The sequence below is a fragment of the Pseudomonas sp. BNK-30 genome, from assembly GCF_047456185.1.
In the GTDB taxonomy this organism is placed as follows: domain Bacteria; phylum Pseudomonadota; class Gammaproteobacteria; order Pseudomonadales; family Pseudomonadaceae; genus Aquipseudomonas; species Aquipseudomonas putida_E.
The window spans coordinates 1,978,247-1,996,634 of record NZ_CP179904.1 but is presented as its reverse complement, the minus strand read 5'-3'; the positions used below and the strand labels follow the sequence as shown (position 1 = coordinate 1,996,634).

Sequence of the window (18,388 nt, the reverse complement as noted above, 5' to 3'; positions counted from 1 at the left end):
CGATTCATGGGCTTGAACGACTGTTCGAATCGTTGGTTGTCGGGAGGGCAGCCGGGGCATGATCGTGCTGGCCGGTCGGGTCGGTGATCTGGATGATATTGCCATGCTGCCAGCCATCCGCTGCGGGGTCGGCTGGAGGGATGGGGATGTCGGCGCGTAGGGCCTTGCTTTTGCGCATATCCAGCTGCAATCGTTGACTGCGTTGGCGAACCATGGCGGGGTCGGCCTGCCCATCTGCAGTGAACCCCATCATCAACTGCGGCACACCAAGGGGCAGCCGCTTGCCCTGATCGGTGTGCCAGGTATGCCACGTCTTGCCATAGGTATGGGCCAAGCGCTTCATCAAGGCATGCTCGGCGCTCGCGGGTATCGCCGGTGCGCTCAACTGGCCGGAGGATACCTCATAGCCATGGCTGTGCCACATGGGCTTTTCAGCGGCAGGCAGTTTGGCGAACAGGCTGGCGTCAATGATGTACTCGACGCCCATGATCTTGGCAGCCTGGGTATTGCCGTCGTAAATCACGCATTGAATGACGTCTTCGTTGAGAATCGCGCAGTAGTGATGAGCCTCCATTTGGGCGTCCGGCTGACCGTTATAAAAATGAAACCCGTTGAGGTAGGCGTTGAGCGCATCAATCGGGGGCTTGGCCTGAAGCACCGCAGCGCCTGCTTCGAGCAATTGAGTGCCCGTCGTTGTAGGCCTACCAGGTGCCTCTACGGGGGATTTGGTAGTGGCAGCGCTGCAGCCCCATAGACCAAGGCCGCAAGCAACAGGTAACACAGCGTAAAAGACTCTGAGTGCGCGCATGGAACATTTCCCAGGGGGCAGGTGATCAGCCATCAGACTGCTCTTCAGGTGGTACCTGATCATCAGGCCAATCAGGCGCCTCATCGTCCGGGCCAGGCTTGGGAGCTGGCTCCCCCGGGTTCTGAGGGACTTCATCGACATACGGGTCGGGTTGGTTGGAAGCTGCCATGTCGTGGCTCCTGCGCGGTGGGGTTGCCTCTGGTTAGGCAGCGATACCCCAGGCCTGTTCCATTTGATTGCCGGCAGATCCAGGGCCCCCGACGCGCAGGCCACCGGTTGTCACTTTTAGCGATCATTTCCGGTGTCGGTTCAGTCAATCGTAAAAATCCCAGGCATTCGGTGACTGAATGGACGCAATCAATAGCAATAGCAATGATCTGTCGACGCGCAGCGATGTGGTTCGACAGTTGATACTGGTGTTTTCCGGGCTGCTGATGCTGGTGCTGATCGTAGGGTTGGTGTCCCTCTATCGAATCGCGGGGTCACTGGATCATCGCGAAAGGGCGCAAAGCCGTTTTCATGCTGAATCTGCAATGAACCAGCTACAAAAAAATGAGCGCAGCTATGTACTTACCCATGCGATCTGGCAATCGGCATTTGATCACCTGGGTCGCGAAGCCGATGTGCAGTGGGCTTTTGATGAGGACAACGTGGGCCCCACGCTGTATACCGCGGATGGTTATACGGCCGTGTTCGTATTAGATGGCAATGGCACCCCTTATGCCATGGTCAATGGCCAATTGAGCGGTGAAGGCTTCGCTCGCTACAGCCTTCAGGCAGACAGGATCATCAGCCAGGCGCGGCAGGTTGCTGCCAAGCAACAAGCCGCCTCAGGTTACTTCCGGTTCGGTGAGCAACCAGCGATTTTCGCCGCTGCGGTCATTCAGCCGCCTTCTATGCCGCATCATCTACCCGCTCCCAGCGCAGTTATGGTGTTTGTCAGGGTGCTCGATGCCAGCGTGCTCGAACCTTTGGGCCGTGCTGCTGGGCTGTCTGGCCTCGCCGTCACCGATCTGAACACCGGTGACGAGGCGAGGGGAGCCCTGCCACTGGAAGGCAGCGCTCATATTCTGACGTGGAACATCGTACGGCCGGGCAGTGAGCTGATTTCTACGGTGGTGCCAGCGCTAGCGTTAGCAGTCGTGCTCATTGGCGTATTGGTGACGCTGTTCGCCCGTTATGCCATGCGCGCCAGCACGGGTATCGACCGCAGCCACCAGCAGCTTGCCGCCTCCAAAGCGGCGCTGGAAACCAGCGAGGAGCGGTTCAGGGCTGTGGCCGAAGCTTCATCCGACTGGATATGGGAGACCGATGCCGATTTGCATCTGATCTACCTGTCGGCTCGATTTGCCGAGCTAACCGGGCACCCGGCAGGCGCTTGGCTGCATCGACCGATTACCGAACTGCTCGATTGCGATACCGCGCACCTGGAACATTGGCTGCACGGCTTGGCCGCCAGCCACGCTACGGGCAGCTTGCGCTGCCAATACCATGACCACCTCGGGCAGCAGCGTATTTGTCGCATTGCGGCACGGGCAAGTATCGATCATGGCCACTGTAAAGGGTTTCGTGGAACCTGCAGCGATATCACCGACGAAGTCGCCGCTCATGCCCAGATCCAGCACCTGTCGCTGCACGACGCCCTTACAGGGCTGCCCAACCGCAACAAACTTTTCCGATTTCTGGAACAGGCTGCACAGGGCGCTTCGCCACAGGCCGTAGCGCTGATTTTGCTGGACCTTGATAACTTCAAGCCCATCAATGACAGCCTTGGCCACCCGACCGGCGACGCGGTGCTCATTGAGGTGGCGAGGCGCCTTGATGAAATAACGCGAGAAAGTGACCTGGTGGCCCGTCTTGGAGGGGACGAATTCATCATCGTGCTCTCACGTCCCGGACAGCGAACAGAAGTGGATGGCTTCTGTGCCCGAGTGGTGGAGTCACTGCAACGACCTATTCTGGCGGAGGGCCATTGCGTTCAGGTCGGTGTCAGCCTCGGCGTAGCTCTTTCAGCTGACTATCCTGGCACTGCAAGTGACTTGATCCGATATGCAGACATCGCGCTATACGGCGCAAAGTCTGCTGGCAAGCATACCTGGCGCTACTTTTCTGCGCAGATGAACGAAGCGCTGCTGGAGAAACGCATGCTCGAACGGGAGCTGCGCGAAGGCATCGGCCGTGACGAGCTCGTGCTGCATTTCCAGCCGCGCTACAAGGTCGACGGTACGACGGTTGCCTCGGCGGAAGCGCTGGTGCGTTGGCAGCATCCGCGCAAGGGCTTGCTGCGCCCGGATCGATTCATTGCCTTGGCCGAGGAATCCGATCTGATCGTGCAGTTGGGTAACTGGGTCCTCCACGAAGCATGTGCCAAGGCCAAGACGTGGCCAATGGAGATCATGGTCTCGGTCAACATGTCGCCGGCCCAGTTCAGCCGCAGTGACGTAGTGCGTGATGTTGCCGAGGCGTTGCGACATACAGGGTTACCTGCCCATCGCCTGGAATTGGAGATCACCGAAAATGTGATGCTCAATGACGTCGAAGGTGCCCTGCAGACCATGAACGCGTTAAAGGAACTGGGGGTTCGCTTGAACATGGATGACTTTGGTACCGGTTATTCTTCCTTGGGCTACCTGCGAACTTATCCGTTCGACAGCATCAAGATAGACAAACGTTTCGTTCAATCTTTGGGCAAGAGCGCAAGTGACCGCAGTGTGGTTCAGGCGATCATCAACCTGGGCAATGCGATGGGCATGACGGTCACCGCCGAGGGCGTTGAGACCGCTGAGCAACTGGCGCTGCTCAGTGATGACCGGTGCCATGAAGTGCAAGGTTTCTTGCTCAGCAGACCGGTCGACCACGAAGTGCTGGTGCGGCTCATGGTTGCAAGTCAATCAAATGCTTAGATACCCACTCCTTCTTCACCCGTAACCTCGGAGAATTGAAGCGATGGCCAAGTACCTTTATTTGATCAGCTATATCCTCGACAACCAGCCTGGCACTTGCGAGTGTCGCAGCGACGAAGAAGACCTGAGCAGGGAGGCCGCCCGTGAGTACCTGCAGGGGCTTCATCGCAACGAAGCGTCTTCGTTCTCTGATGTGCAGGTACAGCGCCTGGAGCATGACCATGAGCCCGGCACGTCGCCGGGCCATTACCAACAGCCTTGAACCGAACCAGCTTCCCGCAGCAGGCCCAGGCATCAGCGCGTGCACCAGCACGCCTGCTGGAGTATCTGCTGCGGCCCGATCAGTCCTGAGGGATTATCGAAATCTTGCCGTTGCGTTCGACGATGGCAAATTTGATCTTGGCTACAGTTTCTATGCCCTGGCTGTCGCGAGCAGACTCAAGTATGTCGTCTTCTGTCAGCCGCGCTTTACGCATGCGGTGATGAAGAAAGCGTCCTTGTTCGACCACCAGCGTAGCGTGCCCGTCTAGCAGTCGCGCCAGCCGTTTGGAATTGAGCTTGGCCAGCGACAAGCCGACTTCTAGCGCGATCAAGGTGGCGATGACCAGCATGGCGTTGGTGAAGGAGAAGTCATCGCCCAGTAAAGCCTGCTGAGTCGCTTCGCCAATTATCAGCAGCAACACGAAGTCAAAAGTGGTCAAGTCCGCCAGTGAACGCCGGCCAGCCACGCGAAACAGCAACATCAGAGCGAGGTACATGCCTGCCGCGCGAAGAATGGAGTCCATGGTCGCTCCTACGGATAAAGGAAGGTAGAGAAATGCACCGCGCTTTGCGGGCCGGCGCTGACGATCCCTTCAAGGGGGCCGACGTGTTCGCTGCGCAAGGTGAGGTAGAGCGTGGCCACTCCATCCTTGCTGGTGCCCAACTGCAGCAGCAGCGACTCGCCGTGCGAGAGCGACTTCTGCGGTTGTGGTTGCAGCATTTCGATACTCGCTTCGCGCAGCAAGTCGCCCCCGAGCAGTATCATCACCGGCTGCCCGGCAATCCCGTGAACAGTGATGCGCACGTTTTCAGATGTACCGCTGCGGCTGAGCCGCTGATACGCCACTGCCACTCGCCCATCTGTACTCACGAGTTGGGCATCACTGAGCGGGCCATTGCCGAACAGCCCCGCAAGCGCCATCAGCACGATCAACACCAGCGCATACCAGCCGACCCGTTCGAAGCGCCACACGCGTTGCTGCATAGGCATGTCTTCCTCGACAGGATGACGCCTGGAAACGCGCTCATCGTCGTTCATGGTGGTGCCCTCACGCGCGCTCACCGCGAAGCCAGCGCTGGTGATAATGCGCCAGACGCGTCAGCCCGTAGAGCGCCCCCTCACGCATGACATCGGCGCGTTCACCAAAAAACCGTTGGCTGCGGGTGAACACCGCCAATGGCTCACCCGCAAATGCCCAGGCGAAACAAAGGGTGCCAGGCGCGATACCGTCATGAGGTTCCGGCCCGCTGATGCCGGTGGTGGCGATAGCAACGGTCGCGTCGCTGTGCCCGAGTGCGCCCAAGGCCATTTCCCGAGCGACCGCTTCGCTGGTCAATCCGTAGCGCTCGATGGTTTTCGGGCTCACGCCGAGCAGGCGCTGCTTGGCACTGGGTGAGTAGACTACATAGCCGCTTTCCAGCACCTCTCCGGTCCCCGGTAACGTGGCCAGCAGGGCGATCATCGTGCCAGCCGTACAGGATTCGGCGGTAGTCAGCAGCAATTTGTGCGACTTGAGGTATTCAAGCGTTTCGGACAGGGGAGCGGTAGCCATTGCGCAGCTCTCGTTGCGGTTTTTCGGTGGACGTGCTGGATGCGATGTTGGTTCATTGCCGATGGCCTCCGCTTATCCCGACCGCTCAACATCGTCTGAACTTTGCCACGCGCGATGACTTCTTTTGAGTAAGGGCCGTGATGTACGCGAAGACGGTGCGGCCTGTTCCCCAAGCAGAGGAGAGGCGATCATGACCGAGCCTGTGACATATTTCTGGATTGCGGTGGCGGCGATCATCCTGCTGGTTGATCTATGGGCGATCGTCAGCGTGTTTCGTAGCGACAAGCCCGATGTGACGAAGGCAATGTGGGCGTTGCTGCTGCTGGCGCTGCCAATTATCGGCCTGGCTATCTGGGGTGTACTTGGGCCCCGGGGCATCAAGCGCGGTACGGGGCCGTCCTCACCTGAACATAGCAAGGGATAGCACCAAGCATTCCAAACTCATCCAGGTACTTGGATTTTTCACGTAACGAACTGCACTCGCATTTCATTACCCGCTGGGTAAAAACTGCCGAGCGCTTAGAGCTACTCAAGACGGCCTTCGTAAGATGCAGGCAGTTCAGTGGAAGAATGGCTTGAGCGAGTGGTAATTTGCGCACAAAAGAAAGCCCGCTGCTAGGCGGGCAAGGTCTATCACACGTAGGGGTAGCTTCAGGCTCGCTCAAGCCCCGTGAAAATTAAGTGAAAGAAAAGTCCCCGCAATGTGATGCCCGATAAACAACGGTTCGGTTCGCAGGGCAGCTGATGGGTGAGGCGATCAAATCACTGAAAACCTCATCCGGCACGCCAAACACCACTGTCACGCTGCTCTTCTTACAGTCAACTGCAGGCAAAGGCCTTTGCCCCGAAAGGTTTTGATCTCGACCGGCGCGTCCAATGTCTTCAGAAGCTTTCTCAGATAACAAATCTGCACGTCGATGATCTTGGTACCAGGATCGAACTGGTACCCCCAGATTTCTCTGTAAATCGTCGGTCTGCTCACGACATGCCCTTGGTTGCGCAAAAGCAATGTCAAAATCCGGCTGGGCGTAGCTTTGACGGGGAAGTGAAGCTGATTGAAGCTCACCACACGGCGGCTGACGTCCACCGTCAGCATCTTAGCTGGCGCCGTAAAGATTGGCAGACCATCGGCAAATCACGCTTCTTGTCCGAACAGCAGGGGAACATTACATGACGCACTCAGCCGCTGCATGTAACCGAGCACCTGTGCCGGAAATGCTATCTGTTGGACGATGGACAGCGATCGCAACACAGGCCAGAGGGTAATGTCGTTGATTCCAAGTGTCGCTCTATTTGCTACCAATGGCGCCAGGGCATCAAGCAGGGGTTGCATTTCAGCGGCCAGTTTCGGCGTTTGCTCCCGTAGCACCTCCAAGTCACCGAAGGCTTGCTCTTCCCGCCGGCGGTAAGCCTCCCTCGCGGTTGGCGTGGCGATCTCCGCAAACTGCCCGTTTACGAACCGTGGAATAAAAAGTTTGAGCGCTGTCGGCCAAGCTTCCTTGACCCATGCGTCGAGTGCGCGATCTTGGGGTGCGACCAGGGCGGGTCGGCCGATGCCGTCCAGATACCGAACAATGTCCAGGCTCTCGCCGATGTGACTGCCATCCTCCTTCTGCAGGATCGGCACGGCTTTCTTGCCGATCAGGCGGGTAGGTGTCTCAGCATCACCCTCCATGATGACTTCAAGCCTTACCGGAAGACGCTTGAACCCAACGATCATGCGGGCGCGCGTACAGAAGGGGCAGTGTTCGTAGATATAAAGTTTCATCACGTCGATCCTCGCTCCTAGAGCCAATACCGAGGCGGGCACTCAGAACTGCACTGAGCGCGTCAGGCCACCATCGACCAGAAGGTTGGTACCGGTTGTGAAACTTGCCGCGGGACTGGCCAGGAACACCACCGCTTTAGCGACCTCTTCCGGAGTAGCCATACGCCCCATCGGGTTTTCGGCCAGGCATTTGGCGAAGGTATCGGGTTGTTCTCGTTCGATATCTCCCCACACGCCTTCCGGGAAATACACATTGCCTGGAGAAACGGAGTTAACGCGGATGCCCTCATGGGCATGGCGCACCGAGAGGGTCTTGCCGTAGTGAAGCAAGGCTGCCTTCAGAACGCCATAGGGTTCTGCGAACATATCGACCTCGCGGCCCGAGACGCTCGAGATGAGCACGACCGCTGCCGCTTGTGATTGACGAAGAGCGGGCAGGGCGGCTTTGACCATCGTTGCACTGCCCAACAGGTCGGTGTCGAAGGCTCGCCGCCAGGTCTCCAGGTCATCACCCCCAGCCAAAGCACTGACGTTGGGCACGACGATATCCAGCCCGCCCATATGCTGCGCTGCTTCATTGACCCAGGCCCGAACATGCTCGGGCTGGGTAACATCCACCGCAGTGCCCCAAGCGCGCTCGCCAAACTCGAGCTGCGCGCTCTGAACGCCTGTTTGCCCCCGAGCACAGAATGCCACTTGGGCGCCTTCCTCGAGAAACAACTGCACGATAGCTCGGCCAATGCCTCGGGAGGCGCCGCTGACCAGCACCCGCTTACCCTGCAAGCCTAAATCCATGTTCAATCTCCTTTAACGATTTTGGCGAAGCGGGGCCTGAACAGGCCCCGCCATGGCGATTACTTGCGCAGCTTGTATGCGATGATTTCGTCGCTGGTTCCGGTTTCCATGAAGGCATGCCCGGAAGCAGAGACAAGGACATACTGCTCACCGTCGACTTCATAGGAAATCGGGTTTGCCTGGGCACCCACCGTCAGCACGTCCTCCCACAGCACCTCACCGGTCGTAGTATCAATGGCACGGAACAGGTTATCGGTTGCCGCCCCGACGAACGTCAATCCACCCGCAGTCACCACAGTTCCGCCGTTGTTCGGCAAGCCGATGTTCAGCGGCAAATGCGATGGGATGCCGAATGGCCCGTTGCGGCGCGCGGTACCCAGCGGCTCGTCCCAAACGGTCTTGCCTGTGTCGAGGCTGATTGCGCGGATTCCACCATAGGGCGGTGCCGAGCATGGGACGCCGGTACCCCAGTTGCGCCAACCCGCATTCACGCTGATCGCGTATGGGGCGTTGACTTGCGGGTAGGTCGAAGCACCGCCTTCACCTTTGCCCGACTTGCTGCCTGCTTTGTTCAAGGCGGTTTCATCGGGCTTCGGCGCGTAGATGGGTTTGAGCCCCATCTTGTCGGCCTGCTCGCGCGGTATCAGCTGGTTCAGGTTAGGAATGTCGTTGTAGTTGGCAATCAGCAGTCGGCGTACCGGGTCTATGGCTACCGACCCCCAATCCGACCCCCCGTTGTAGCCGGGGTACTGAATCCAGGGACGATCCACTGACGGTGGGGTCAGGTAGCCCTCGTAGTTGGCCTGACGGAACTGGATACGGCACATCAGTTGGTCAAGCGGCGAGAAGCCCCACATGTCCGCTTCTGTTTTCGGTGCCTTGCGCAGGGTGTGCCATTCGGAGGTAGGCTGGGTATCAGCCAAAAACGCCGGCTCCACCGATCCCCCTTTAGGCGCCTTGACCTCACCGATCGGAATCAGCGGCTCGCCGGTGGCACGATCCAGGATGTAGATGTCACCTTGCTTGGTCGGCAGCAACACCGCGGGTACCGGCTTACCGTCTTTGCCTGGGTAATCAAGCATCGTCGGCTGGCTGCCCAGATCGTAATCCCACACATCGTGCCGGATGGTCTGGAAGTGCCAGACGTCCTTGCCGGTCTTCACGTCCACGGCCACCAGCGAGGTCGAATATTTGTTTTCGGCCTCACTGCGGTTGGAGCCGTAATAATCGATCGAGGAGTTGCTGATCGGCAGATAGACATAACCGAGCTGCTCATCGCCCACCGCCGCCGTCCACATGTTCGGCGTGCCGCGGGTGTAAGTGCTGCCTTCGGCAGGGCCATGGACATTGTCCGGGTTACCCAGGTCCCACGCCCAAGCCATTTTGCCGGTGAGCGCATCGTAGCCACGAATCACGCCCGATGGAGCATCCTCATCCTGACCATCACGGATCTGCGCGCCGGTGACTACGACACCGTTCACGATGGTCGGCGGCGCGGTCACCGCGTACCAGCCAGGAACCTTTTTGCCCAAACCTTCCCAGAGATCGACAGTGCCGTTCTGGCCAAAGTCCTTGCAGGGCTCACCGGTGCCGAGGTCGACTGCTACCAGCCGGGCATCCAGGGTGGCCTCAACCACTCGGCTGCGGCACTGAGCCGTTTCGGGTAGCTGCGGTGCGGTATACACCGCCACCCCCCGGCAGGCTGCCGCGTGAGGAATGGCCTGATCCGGTACGCCCGGATCGTGACGCCAATTCTCTTTGCCAGTTGCCGCATTGATCGAAATCAGGATGTTTTTGGCAGAGCACATCAGCAGATCGTTGCCGACCTTAACTGGCGTGGTCTCCGGAGAATAACGACTCCCAGGGTTCGGTAGATCCCGGGTGTGGTACACGAACGCACGCTCCAGGCGACCGACGTTCTCTGGAGTGATCTGCTTGAGGGGGCTGAAGCGCTGGGCGTTATGATCGCCCCCGTAGAATGGCCAGTCGCTACCTACCTGGGGGATTTCCTGAGCCTTCGCGAACTGCATCTGGAGCGCGCAAGAAATCGCGAGGGCGAGGGCGCCCCCGTATTTGACGGATGTGAACATTACTAACCTCGTTACGCAGCAGTGCGGGTAGTGCGGCGTAGCGCCGGAGATACGATCAGGATCAAAAACAGGATGACGGTCATGGCCACTAGGCGTGGCACCAGGCCCCACCAGTTGAGGCCGACTTCCCAAAGCGCCCAGATCACCGTCAATACCCATATGAGAGCAAACAGGTAAAGGGCGCTGCGGCGTTGACGCCATATAAGGATGGCGCTCAGTACACAACCTGCACCTGTCAGGCCGTAATACCAGCTGCCACCTAGCGTGATCAGCCAGACCCCACCCCCGAACAGAGCCAGGCCAAATACTCCAAGGGTCAACGCCAGCAGAGCAATTGCCAGGCGCCATTTATTACTGCCGGTACGTAAGTCAGGCTGCGCCTGGAGCTTGCTGGGGGACACGCTACTACGTTGATTCATGACGCTACTGCTTCCTTCATTTACAAGTAATTCAAGCCATGGCCTGTCGACCAGGCGTGGCTATCCCGATCGGGCGACGGGTACAGAACATCGACAGGACGGCGCCAACAACCAACAGCGCGCCTACCACTACGAAAGCCAGGGCAAAGCTCCCCGAACCCGCCACCACGTAGCCGGTCACGATCGGAGCCAGCAGGCCAAAGAGATTGCCGACGGCAGTGATGAAGCCCGCGGCGGTGCCAACATCGTCTTCCGAGCGCACCAGATCGTTCACCAGTGAGAGGTTCAACGAGATCGCCGATGCGCACGTCGCCAATGACAGCGTGATCACAAAAAGAATGGCCCAGGTGCTGTCGATCGCCGGTACCAGGAAGATCACCGAGGATGCGAGCAACACGCTGGCCACTACCAGGCGGCGTTGGCCCGTCTCGGCAGCGCCGGGGCGCATGGCCTTGTCACTCAGGCGGCCAATGACGATGGCAAGGATGGCCGCGCCCAGGTATGGGATGGCGGTATAAAGGCCACTCGACATAACCGTCAGGCCTTTCTCGGCCTGCAGGTAGCTCGGCAGCCAGGTGAGAAAGAAGTAGGTCGCGTAGACGGCACAGCCGTGCGAGAGCGCGATTGCCCACATGCTGCTCGAACGGGCTAAGCCCTTGAGGCCCAGCGATACCGATTTTTCCGGACCATCAACCGATGACGTGCCACCCTCGGCGATTTCAGCGCGCTCGACATCGTCCAACCAAGGCGCTTTTGACGGGTGGCTGTACCATTTCAACCAAGCCGCCAACCAGATAAAGCCCAATGCACCGGCAACGACGAAGGCGATGCGCCATCCGAAGGCGCTGATCAACCAGCCAAAACCGATGGCGCCGATGGCAGGGCCGACCAGGCTACCGCTATGGAATACAGCGGTGGCCAAACCACGTTCATTGAGCGGCATCCATTCACGAATGACCCGGGCGCCAGCGGGGTAGGTAGTCGCTTCGCCCATACCCATGATGAGCCGGCAACTGAGTAACGAGATGAAACCCGTCGACAATGCCGTGCAGGCTGTGGCCACCGACCAGACGCCGATGCCGTAGCCATTGACCTTTTTCGGGCCGAACCTGCCTACGAGATACCCCATGGGAATGAGTGCAAGAAAGTACAGCCAGACGAAGGACGAGAACAGATAGCCCATTGCGACCGGCGAGATATCGAATTCTTCCTTGAGAACTTTGGACGCCACCGAGAGCGAAACGCGGTCGACATAGTTGATCAATGTCAAAGTGAAGAGAAACGCGTAGATCCATACGCGTTTTTTCTTAAGAAAATGGTTGTCTTTTTGCATCGCCATCACCTTGTAGTTATTGGGACGATCCAGGGAAGAAAAGAGTGGTTTCCAGCTCGAAGGGCCACTCACTTCACTCGGGCAGCGTCTATCGCGAAGTGAGCGGGGGTCGCACTACACGAGCGTGCCGTCAGGCCAGCCAACGCTGAATGTTTGCAACCATGACGTCTTTGGATATGCCGTAGCGGTCATGCAGCGTCGGCAACGCCCCGGCATCGAGGAACTGATCTGGCAGCGCCACATGGCGAACTTCCGGTTGCACACGGGCTTGCAGCAAGGTCATGGCGATGGCTTCACCCAGGCCGCCAATCTGCGTGTGGTTTTCCGCAATCACCACCAACCTGCCTTCACGACGGCATTGTTCAATGATGGCCTGGACATCGAGTGGCTTGATTGTCGGCACGTGCAGGACAGCTGTGCCGATCTTGCTCTTGATCAGTTCATCAGCGACTTCCAGGGCACGCATGGTCATAAGGCCCGAGGAAATGATCAGCACATCATTACCGTCTCGTAGCAAGCGGGCTTTGCCGAGCTCAAATTTGTAGTCGTATTCGTCGAGTATCAGCGGTACGCGCCCGCGGGGGAGGCGCATGTAGACAGGGCCATCGTGCTCGGCTATTGCGGCAACGCACTGTTCAGTTTCCAGCGCATCACATGGGTCAATGACCATCATCTGAGGAATGGCTCGCATCATCGCCAGGTCTTCCGTGGCCTGGTGACTTGGGCCATAACCAGTCGTGAGCCCCGGCAGGGCCGCGCAGATCTTCACGTTCAGATTTTCTTCTGCGATCACCTGGTGGATGAAGTCATAGGCGCGACGGGTGGCAAACACCGCATAAGTGGTGGCGAAGGGTACAAAGCCCTCCTTGGCCATACCGCCCGCAGCAGCCATGAGCAACTGTTCAGCCATACCCATCTGCAGGAAGCGCTCCGGGTAGCGCTGTGCAAAGATATGCATGTCAGTGTATTTGGCAAGATCTGCTGTCATGCCCACGACGCGTGGATTCTTCTGGCCTGCCTTCACCAAAGCATGGCCGAACGGGGCAGGGGTAGTACGCTGCCCTTCAGTGGCGATGGAGGCGATCATGGACGAGGTGGTGAGTTTCGGTTTTGCAGCGCAAGCGTTGGTCATTGTGGGCTCCGGGTCGCGTAGATCTCGTCGAGGTTGGCAAGTGCTTGCTGCCACTCTTCGGGCTCGACCCGGATGAAGTGGTTCTTGTCACGCTGCTCCAGGAAGGGCACGCCCTTACCCATCAGGGTGTCGAAGAGAATCACCCGAGGTTTATCACCGGGTACCGCCCGTGCGATATCGAAGGCAGAGATCACGGCCCGCAAGTCATTACCGTCGACACGTTGCACGTGCCAACCGAACGCCGCCCATTTGTCGATAAGCGGCTCGAACTGGAGGATGTCGTGGGACGGGCCGTCCGCTTGCTGGCGGTTGATGTCCACCAGGTTGATGAGGTTACCCAGCTTGTGATGCGAGGCCGACATGGCTGCCTCCCATACCGCACCCTCGTCCAGTTCGCCATCGGACATCGAGTTGTAGACGAACGCAGCGTTGCCCTTTAAGCGCAGGCCCAGCGCCTGGCCGACGGCAATGGCCAACCCCTGGCCGAGGGAGCCGCCAGAAATTTCCATGCCGGGTGTGTAGGTGGCCATGCCGGACATTGGCAAGCGGCTGTCGTCGCAGCCATAGGTTTCCAGCTCATCTTCCGGCAGAACCCCGGCTTCCAGCAGGGCGGCATACAGCGCGATCGCGTAGTGCCCATGGGAAAGCAGGAAACGGTCACGGCCTTCCCATTCAGGTTGATCTGCGCGGATGTTCATGGCGTGGCAGTAGGCGACAGCCAGTACGTCGGCCCAGCCCAGCGCCTGGCCGACATAACCTTGGCCCTGTACTTCACCCATGCGCAGGGCGAAACGTCGGATTCGCCAGGCATGGGTCGACATCCGGGCAAAGTGCTCATTGCGACTCTCGGTCATATTATTCTCCATTGGTGACCAGCGATCCGGGGTTACTGACGCAGCGAATTCATCAGTAACCAGCCGAATTGAGTTACCCCGAGATGATCATGTAAAAATACAGGCTCGACAAAAGGTTTAAATTCGCCAGTCAATGAATTGGATTCATTAATGAAGATCTTTAAAAAGGTACCTCTTTCTACCCTGAGGGTTTTCGAAGCGGCGGGGCGTACCTGCTCTTTCGTGGAGGCAGCGAAAGAGCTGGATCTCTCCTCAAGCGCAGTCAGCCATGCAATACGCAAACTGGAAGTTGCAGCAGGGGTATCGCTGTTCACCCGCAGTACGCGTCACACGGCGCTGACGTCTGAGGGCTCCATGCTGCTGGATCATGTTCAACGGGGCTTCGAGGAGATGAGCCGTGGGTTGGCGATTGCGACCAATGAGCCCGCAGTGCCGCTGCGCCTTCACGTTGCCCCGACGTTCGCCAGTCAGTGGTTGGTGCCTCGCCTGGCGGGCTTCCTGCACGGTCATCCCGGCATCGACCTGCGCATCTCCGCCAGTACTGACTACGCGCGGTTCGACAACGATGATTTCGACCTGGACATCGTTTACGGCGAGCCCAGGCCTTCGTCACACGAAAAGACCCCACTGCGGATCGAAGAGCTGACGCCGCTGTGCAGCCCTGAGGTTGCCAGGCATCTTCGTTCACCGCAGGACTTGTATTCGCTGTTCCTGATCCAGAGCGACGGGCAGTCAGTGCAGTGGAAAGGCTGGTTCGCGGCCAACGGCATGCAGCCACCGAAAAGCTACGGCTTGGCGTTCGATCGAAGCTCCATGAGTATTTCAGCAGCGGCTGGCGGCCTGGGGGTGGTGCTCGAATCTGACTTGTTAGCTGAGCAGGAGCTGGCCAGCGGTCAGCTGGTCAGCCCGCTTCGTCATGTCAGCAACAGTGTCCGCTACGTTGGCCACTATCTCGTGCACCCTCGGCGGCATCGACAACCGCATGCAGTGACTCAGTTCAAGCAATGGCTGTTCAAGGAGTTGGCTGTGCAGTGAAGAGGAGGAGCAGGCGAAGTCTTCTTCATCGATCTTGCGGTGAGCATCTGCTGTCCGCGCCAATGCTAAGCGGGTGTGCACCGTGAGTGGTAATGAAAACTTCCGGTGAGGGGTCAGCAAGCGAAGAGCGAACATACACGATTTAACATAATATGCATTATGCGCATCTTCGTATGGAGCTTCCGGGCCCGTGGTGGCCAGAATTGTAGCCAGGTGCACGGCCCCGGCTCGCCGCTGGTAACCAAATTCCCGTAAACCTGGACGAAATCCACGACCAATGTTTGCAACATCCGTGCGGCACGGCATGAAGCGCTTCAACTGATCGTGCACGTCACGGCGTTATCTACCACCACCAATCAATGATAGAAAGAAAATAGATCCGCCCAACACAATCAGCCCCGCAGCGCAGCTATGCACAATGAAGGTGTCGTATGTAGGCCCCTTGGATTTCCACGGCCTGGCCCATCCGGCATAAACCAGCAAAAGGACGATCGCGATCAGTTCAGCTTGCGCAGTCATGAACCATACATTCGCAAACGCCATACCCGCTGATAACGATTTTTCGTGGCCCAGCAAAATAGTAAATAAGCTGGCTACACCGAGCGGCAACCAGATAGCTATCCCAGCGGCCACCAGCAGGCAACGCTGCCCGAGGTGTGTTAATCGATGTGCGGTGGTGCTCATTCCTTGATCTCCATAAGGTGGCCGCTTTCCCGGGCCATCAACTTCCATTTACCTAATGGGCGTTGTTTCAATTACCTTGGGTGTGTGATAACCATCAATCATTGCATAGTCGGAGTAGATCGCCCAACTGATTGACCTTAATCAGGTGGTGGCCAGGCCTGATTTGCACGGCGCCTACCCTTTACGATATTCTTTAAAGTTATAACTACACTAAATATTCATTTAGTTTAGTTATAAAGGGAGGCTGAGGGAGGATTGTAAAGCGCCTGCCCGACCTGTTTGCTCCAGTGCGCGATGAAAGTTGTGCCAAACTCCCTGTCAAGCATCCGCCTGCACTCTCCAAGGAACTTATGCCATGCGAGCAATGAAGGACCTTAGGCGCAACTTCGTCCGTGAGTTCTGGCGCGGACTGGCCATCGTCTGGCCAATCGTCTCGCTGTTACTGATATTCATGGCCCTGCTCGGCTGGGTTGTTGGGATGCGGGAAGGCTGGCCCTTGGGAGATGGCCTGTATTTTTCCTTCGTGACAGGTTTGACGATTGGGTATGGTGACTTGGTACCTAAAGATGGGTTGGCTCGTAGCCTGGCTGTTGTGATCGGAATGGCTGGCATCGTAATGACTGGATTAATCGTTGCGGTGGGCGTCCATGCGTTGCGCAAAGCACTGGAAGATCAAGGCATTCACTAACGGCCGTTGCCCGGCCGACTTTCACAGCAGTCAGCCAGCCGCTCTTGGTCCGGCAGGCTCAAGCGCCCTCCTCGCCTTTGGCCCTCAAGCCGCGATCCCCCCAACAGCATGGTTTTGATTGCACCGGCAATTGCGCCGCAGCCAACAAGCCAGGTCGCGCCCATGGGCAATGACCCATTGGTCGGTATTTTCAGGACGCAGGCTGATCATCCGTAGCTCGATCACACTCCAAACTGTATCTGACGCCAAGGAGAACCGTGATGAACCAACTAATGAAAATGGGTGGCGGTAACGTCCAGGATGGCTGGCCTGAGCTGGATACGGGCCAGCCTGACGATCGGGTGGACGACCCGGATGCTGACCCGAATGTCACCGACGATGAGGAAAATCGTCCAGGCGTACCAGCAAGCGATCCCGAGTCAGGCGCTTGACCTTAGGGAGCGGGCAAAAGCCCGCTCCTTTTCCCTCAACTGCTAATCGCAGAGTCACTGACCGGCTGGTTGGGTTTTCCCCCGGACAGCCGCCAACTCACTGCGGTAATCCCATAGCGCTCAGCCATTGGCCTGCTGACTTTCTTGATTTTTTCGCGACCGAACTTGGGAATGATGCCAATACCCGCATCACAACTGGCCCAGTGCCAGGCTTCGGTGTTGTCCATCCGCTCCATGCGGATGATGAAACTGCGTGGTTCGCCACGCAGTTGGTAGTCAATGATGTACAGCTGGGGGTTAGGCATCACGGGGCCCTCCTCTTCTCCATGGATGACTCATTCATTGAGTGATGCCCGCCAGGAAAGATTCAAAATAATTGTCCAACAATTCACCCCACACCACTCCCCTCAAGGCAACGGTTCGAGTGCAGCGCCAGGTACCAGGATCACCTTGCGGCAGCGCTCCTGCTGCTCATCGAACAGTTCGTAGCCTCGCGCGGCATCTTCCAGCGCCAGCCGGTGAGTGATGATCGCTTGCGGGTTGAGCCGGCCTGCCTCGATGTGTTCGAGCAACTCCGGCAGGTAGCGATGGACATGCGTCTGGCCCATGCGGAAAGTCAGGCCCTTGTCGAAGGCGTCGCCGAACAGGAAGCCGTGAATGAAACCGGCATAGACCCCCGGCACGCTTACCACGCCACCACGGCGAACCGCAGCGATGCTCTGGCGTAACGCCTTGCCGCTGCTACCTTCGAGTTTCAGGGCCGTCAGCACGGTTTCGGTGGTGCTGCCTTTGGCTTCGAAGCCCACGGCATCGATCACTGCATCGACGCCCCGCATGCCGCGCGTCTGGCGAATGATGGTGTCGGCAGGATCGTCGTCGTGGGCAAAGTCGATAGGAATTACGCCGTAGGCCTGATGAGCATAATCCAGGCGATAGCCGCACTCATCGACCATGAAAATCTGCTCTACCCCCAGCATTCTTGCACAGGCCGCCGACAGCAGCCCGACCGGCCCTGCGCCATAGATGGCCAGCGAAGCGCCCTGTCCGACCTCTGCGTTGAGCACCGCCTGCCAGGCGGTGGGCAGGATATCGGAAAGGAACAGCAGCTGATCATCGGCCAGGTGCCCCGGTACCTTGAACGGCCCGGTGTTGCCTTTGGGAACGCGTACGTAGTCGGCCTGGCCACCTGGCACCCCACCATACAGGTGGCTGTAGCCGAACAAGGCTGCACCCGGCGGGATGACTTTCTTGTTGAGAATCGCCCCGTGGCCCGTATTGGTGGTTTCACAGGCCGCGAACAGCTGGTGCTGGCAGAAGAAGCAGCCGCCGCACGCGATCACGAACGGGATCACCACCCGGTCACCGGGGCGTACGGCTGTCACTGCGCTACCAACGTCTTCGACGATCCCCATGAACTCGTGGCCGAGTATATCGCCCGTCTCGACCAAAGGGATCTTGCCACGATAAAGGTGCAAGTCCGAGCCGCAGATGGCCGTGGCGGTCACACGCAGAAGGATATCGTCATCTTCCTGCAGGTCCGGTTCTGGCACGTTGTCAACACGGACATCGCCAGCGCCGTGATAGGTCAATGCGCGCATGCTTGAGTCTCCCTAAGAGGACATCGGACGAGGCCG

22 protein-coding genes are annotated in these 18,388 nt (G+C 58.4%); 6 read left to right on the top strand and 16 right to left on the bottom strand.

What is annotated here, in order from left to right:
• Positions 1-4: 4 nt before the first annotated feature.
• A complete protein-coding gene (locus ACMGGN_RS09365; protein ID WP_414156693.1) occupies positions 5-679 on the bottom strand; it encodes an OBAP family protein in 675 nt (224 codons plus the stop codon).
• Between the two features lie 154 nt (positions 680-833).
• The gene (locus ACMGGN_RS09360; RefSeq protein ID WP_158621126.1) at positions 834-977 is read right to left on the bottom strand and encodes a hypothetical protein; all 144 of its coding nucleotides are present in this window, start codon (positions 975-977) and stop codon (positions 834-836) included.
• Positions 978-1,155: 178 nt separating this feature from the next.
• On the opposite strand from ACMGGN_RS09360, the gene ACMGGN_RS09355 reads away from it, so the two are divergent.
• Both ACMGGN_RS09355 and ACMGGN_RS09350 read left to right on the top strand, forming a co-directional pair.
• The gene (locus ACMGGN_RS09355; protein ID WP_174141333.1) at positions 1,156-3,711 is read left to right on the top strand and encodes an EAL domain-containing protein; all 2,556 of its coding nucleotides are present in this window, start codon (positions 1,156-1,158) and stop codon (positions 3,709-3,711) included.
• A gap of 43 nt (positions 3,712-3,754) precedes the next feature.
• On the top strand, positions 3,755-3,973 hold the full coding sequence (locus tag ACMGGN_RS09350; RefSeq protein WP_046786312.1) for a hypothetical protein: 219 nt from the start codon (positions 3,755-3,757) through the stop codon (positions 3,971-3,973).
• Between the two features lie 79 nt (positions 3,974-4,052).
• Here the strand turns inward: ACMGGN_RS09350 and ACMGGN_RS09345 are convergent, their stop codons facing one another.
• The 3 genes from ACMGGN_RS09345 to ACMGGN_RS09335 are packed head-to-tail and all read right to left on the bottom strand — an operon-like array spanning position 4,053 to position 5,525.
• Positions 4,053-4,496, bottom strand: coding sequence for a DUF421 domain-containing protein (locus ACMGGN_RS09345; protein WP_174141332.1), 444 nt, complete (start codon positions 4,494-4,496; stop codon positions 4,053-4,055).
• Between the two features lie 8 nt (positions 4,497-4,504).
• Positions 4,505-5,011, bottom strand: a complete 507-nt coding sequence (locus tag ACMGGN_RS09340; protein WP_115275556.1) for a hypothetical protein — start codon at positions 5,009-5,011, stop codon at positions 4,505-4,507.
• 10 nt (positions 5,012-5,021) lie between these two features.
• Positions 5,022-5,525, bottom strand: a complete 504-nt coding sequence (locus ACMGGN_RS09335; RefSeq protein WP_046786311.1) for a CinA family protein — start codon at positions 5,523-5,525, stop codon at positions 5,022-5,024.
• 190 nt (positions 5,526-5,715) lie between these two features.
• Between ACMGGN_RS09335 and ACMGGN_RS09330 the strand changes: the two genes are divergently transcribed.
• A complete protein-coding gene (locus ACMGGN_RS09330) occupies positions 5,716-5,949 on the top strand; it encodes a PLDc N-terminal domain-containing protein (protein WP_046786310.1) in 234 nt (77 codons plus the stop codon).
• Positions 5,950-6,324: 375 nt separating this feature from the next.
• Here the strand turns inward: ACMGGN_RS09330 and ACMGGN_RS09325 are convergent, their stop codons facing one another.
• The 8 genes from ACMGGN_RS09325 to ACMGGN_RS09290 all read right to left on the bottom strand — a co-directional run bounded on the left by ACMGGN_RS09325 (position 6,325) and on the right by ACMGGN_RS09290 (position 13,916).
• Positions 6,325-6,621, bottom strand: a complete 297-nt coding sequence (locus ACMGGN_RS09325) for a winged helix-turn-helix domain-containing protein (RefSeq protein ID WP_125923141.1) — start codon at positions 6,619-6,621, stop codon at positions 6,325-6,327.
• Positions 6,622-6,660: 39 nt separating this feature from the next.
• A complete protein-coding gene (grxB, locus tag ACMGGN_RS09320; RefSeq protein WP_414156692.1) occupies positions 6,661-7,293 on the bottom strand; it encodes a glutaredoxin 2 in 633 nt (210 codons plus the stop codon).
• Between the two features lie 42 nt (positions 7,294-7,335).
• Positions 7,336-8,088, bottom strand: a complete 753-nt coding sequence (locus ACMGGN_RS09315) for an SDR family oxidoreductase (protein ID WP_323614853.1) — start codon at positions 8,086-8,088, stop codon at positions 7,336-7,338.
• Between the two features lie 59 nt (positions 8,089-8,147).
• A complete protein-coding gene (locus tag ACMGGN_RS09310; protein WP_414156691.1) occupies positions 8,148-10,178 on the bottom strand; it encodes a pyrroloquinoline quinone-dependent dehydrogenase in 2,031 nt (676 codons plus the stop codon).
• 11 nt (positions 10,179-10,189) lie between these two features.
• Positions 10,190-10,597: a glucose dehydrogenase gene (locus ACMGGN_RS09305; protein ID WP_414156690.1), complete on the bottom strand. Its 408-nt coding sequence runs from the start codon at positions 10,595-10,597 to the stop codon at positions 10,190-10,192.
• Positions 10,598-10,628: 31 nt separating this feature from the next.
• On the bottom strand, positions 10,629-11,930 hold the full coding sequence (locus ACMGGN_RS09300; protein WP_161872625.1) for an MFS transporter: 1,302 nt from the start codon (positions 11,928-11,930) through the stop codon (positions 10,629-10,631).
• Positions 11,931-12,060: 130 nt separating this feature from the next.
• Positions 12,061-13,062, bottom strand: a complete 1,002-nt coding sequence (locus tag ACMGGN_RS09295) for a transketolase family protein (RefSeq protein ID WP_115274892.1) — start codon at positions 13,060-13,062, stop codon at positions 12,061-12,063.
• A complete protein-coding gene (locus tag ACMGGN_RS09290) occupies positions 13,059-13,916 on the bottom strand; it encodes a transketolase (RefSeq protein WP_046786304.1) in 858 nt (285 codons plus the stop codon). The genes ACMGGN_RS09295 and ACMGGN_RS09290 overlap by 4 nt, the downstream gene beginning before the upstream one ends.
• A gap of 138 nt (positions 13,917-14,054) precedes the next feature.
• On the opposite strand from ACMGGN_RS09290, the gene ACMGGN_RS09285 reads away from it, so the two are divergent.
• A complete protein-coding gene (locus tag ACMGGN_RS09285; protein ID WP_256658374.1) occupies positions 14,055-14,951 on the top strand; it encodes a LysR substrate-binding domain-containing protein in 897 nt (298 codons plus the stop codon).
• A 339-nt stretch (positions 14,952-15,290) separates the two neighbouring features.
• Here the strand turns inward: ACMGGN_RS09285 and ACMGGN_RS09280 are convergent, their stop codons facing one another.
• Positions 15,291-15,635 (bottom strand): hypothetical protein, encoded by a 345-nt coding sequence (locus tag ACMGGN_RS09280; protein ID WP_414156689.1) that lies wholly within the window; start codon positions 15,633-15,635, stop codon positions 15,291-15,293.
• A gap of 355 nt (positions 15,636-15,990) precedes the next feature.
• On the opposite strand from ACMGGN_RS09280, the gene ACMGGN_RS09275 reads away from it, so the two are divergent.
• Together ACMGGN_RS09275 and ACMGGN_RS09270 are read left to right on the top strand one after the other, a co-directional pair.
• The gene (locus tag ACMGGN_RS09275; protein WP_204917966.1) at positions 15,991-16,323 is read left to right on the top strand and encodes a potassium channel family protein; all 333 of its coding nucleotides are present in this window, start codon (positions 15,991-15,993) and stop codon (positions 16,321-16,323) included.
• 260 nt (positions 16,324-16,583) lie between these two features.
• Positions 16,584-16,754 (top strand): hypothetical protein, encoded by a 171-nt coding sequence (locus tag ACMGGN_RS09270; RefSeq protein ID WP_404601606.1) that lies wholly within the window; start codon positions 16,584-16,586, stop codon positions 16,752-16,754.
• Positions 16,755-16,789: 35 nt separating this feature from the next.
• On the opposite strand, the gene ACMGGN_RS09265 is transcribed toward ACMGGN_RS09270, so the two are convergent.
• Positions 16,790-17,059, bottom strand: coding sequence for a DUF6555 family protein (locus ACMGGN_RS09265; protein ID WP_046786216.1), 270 nt, complete (start codon positions 17,057-17,059; stop codon positions 16,790-16,792).
• A gap of 102 nt (positions 17,060-17,161) precedes the next feature.
• Positions 17,162-18,352 (bottom strand): zinc-dependent alcohol dehydrogenase, encoded by a 1,191-nt coding sequence (locus tag ACMGGN_RS09260; protein WP_119687026.1) that lies wholly within the window; start codon positions 18,350-18,352, stop codon positions 17,162-17,164.
• Positions 18,353-18,388: the final 36 nt, after the last annotated feature.

Coding starts and splice junctions, on each gene's coding strand:
- ACMGGN_RS09360 (WP_158621126.1), bottom strand. CDS start 977: ATGGCAGCTTCCAACCAACCCGACCCGTATGTCGATGAAGTCCCTCAG.
- ACMGGN_RS09355 (WP_174141333.1), top strand. CDS start 1,156: ATGGACGCAATCAATAGCAATAGCAATGATCTGTCGACGCGCAGCGAT.
- ACMGGN_RS09350 (WP_046786312.1), top strand. CDS start 3,755: ATGGCCAAGTACCTTTATTTGATCAGCTATATCCTCGACAACCAGCCT.
- ACMGGN_RS09345 (WP_174141332.1), bottom strand. CDS start 4,496: ATGGACTCCATTCTTCGCGCGGCAGGCATGTACCTCGCTCTGATGTTG.
- ACMGGN_RS09340 (WP_115275556.1), bottom strand. CDS start 5,011: ATGAACGACGATGAGCGCGTTTCCAGGCGTCATCCTGTCGAGGAAGAC.
- ACMGGN_RS09335 (WP_046786311.1), bottom strand. CDS start 5,525: ATGGCTACCGCTCCCCTGTCCGAAACGCTTGAATACCTCAAGTCGCAC.
- ACMGGN_RS09330 (WP_046786310.1), top strand. CDS start 5,716: ATGACCGAGCCTGTGACATATTTCTGGATTGCGGTGGCGGCGATCATC.
- ACMGGN_RS09325 (WP_125923141.1), bottom strand. CDS start 6,621: ATGCTGACGGTGGACGTCAGCCGCCGTGTGGTGAGCTTCAATCAGCTT.
- grxB (WP_414156692.1), bottom strand. CDS start 7,293: ATGAAACTTTATATCTACGAACACTGCCCCTTCTGTACGCGCGCCCGC.
- ACMGGN_RS09315 (WP_323614853.1), bottom strand. CDS start 8,088: ATGGATTTAGGCTTGCAGGGTAAGCGGGTGCTGGTCAGCGGCGCCTCC.
- ACMGGN_RS09310 (WP_414156691.1), bottom strand. CDS start 10,178: ATGTTCACATCCGTCAAATACGGGGGCGCCCTCGCCCTCGCGATTTCT.
- ACMGGN_RS09305 (WP_414156690.1), bottom strand. CDS start 10,597: ATGAATCAACGTAGTAGCGTGTCCCCCAGCAAGCTCCAGGCGCAGCCT.
- ACMGGN_RS09300 (WP_161872625.1), bottom strand. CDS start 11,930: ATGCAAAAAGACAACCATTTTCTTAAGAAAAAACGCGTATGGATCTAC.
- ACMGGN_RS09295 (WP_115274892.1), bottom strand. CDS start 13,062: ATGACCAACGCTTGCGCTGCAAAACCGAAACTCACCACCTCGTCCATG.
- ACMGGN_RS09290 (WP_046786304.1), bottom strand. CDS start 13,916: ATGACCGAGAGTCGCAATGAGCACTTTGCCCGGATGTCGACCCATGCC.
- ACMGGN_RS09280 (WP_414156689.1), bottom strand. CDS start 15,635: ATGAGCACCACCGCACATCGATTAACACACCTCGGGCAGCGTTGCCTG.
- ACMGGN_RS09275 (WP_204917966.1), top strand. CDS start 15,991: ATGCGAGCAATGAAGGACCTTAGGCGCAACTTCGTCCGTGAGTTCTGG.
- ACMGGN_RS09270 (WP_404601606.1), top strand. CDS start 16,584: ATGAACCAACTAATGAAAATGGGTGGCGGTAACGTCCAGGATGGCTGG.
- ACMGGN_RS09265 (WP_046786216.1), bottom strand. CDS start 17,059: ATGCCTAACCCCCAGCTGTACATCATTGACTACCAACTGCGTGGCGAA.
- ACMGGN_RS09260 (WP_119687026.1), bottom strand. CDS start 18,352: ATGCGCGCATTGACCTATCACGGCGCTGGCGATGTCCGTGTTGACAAC.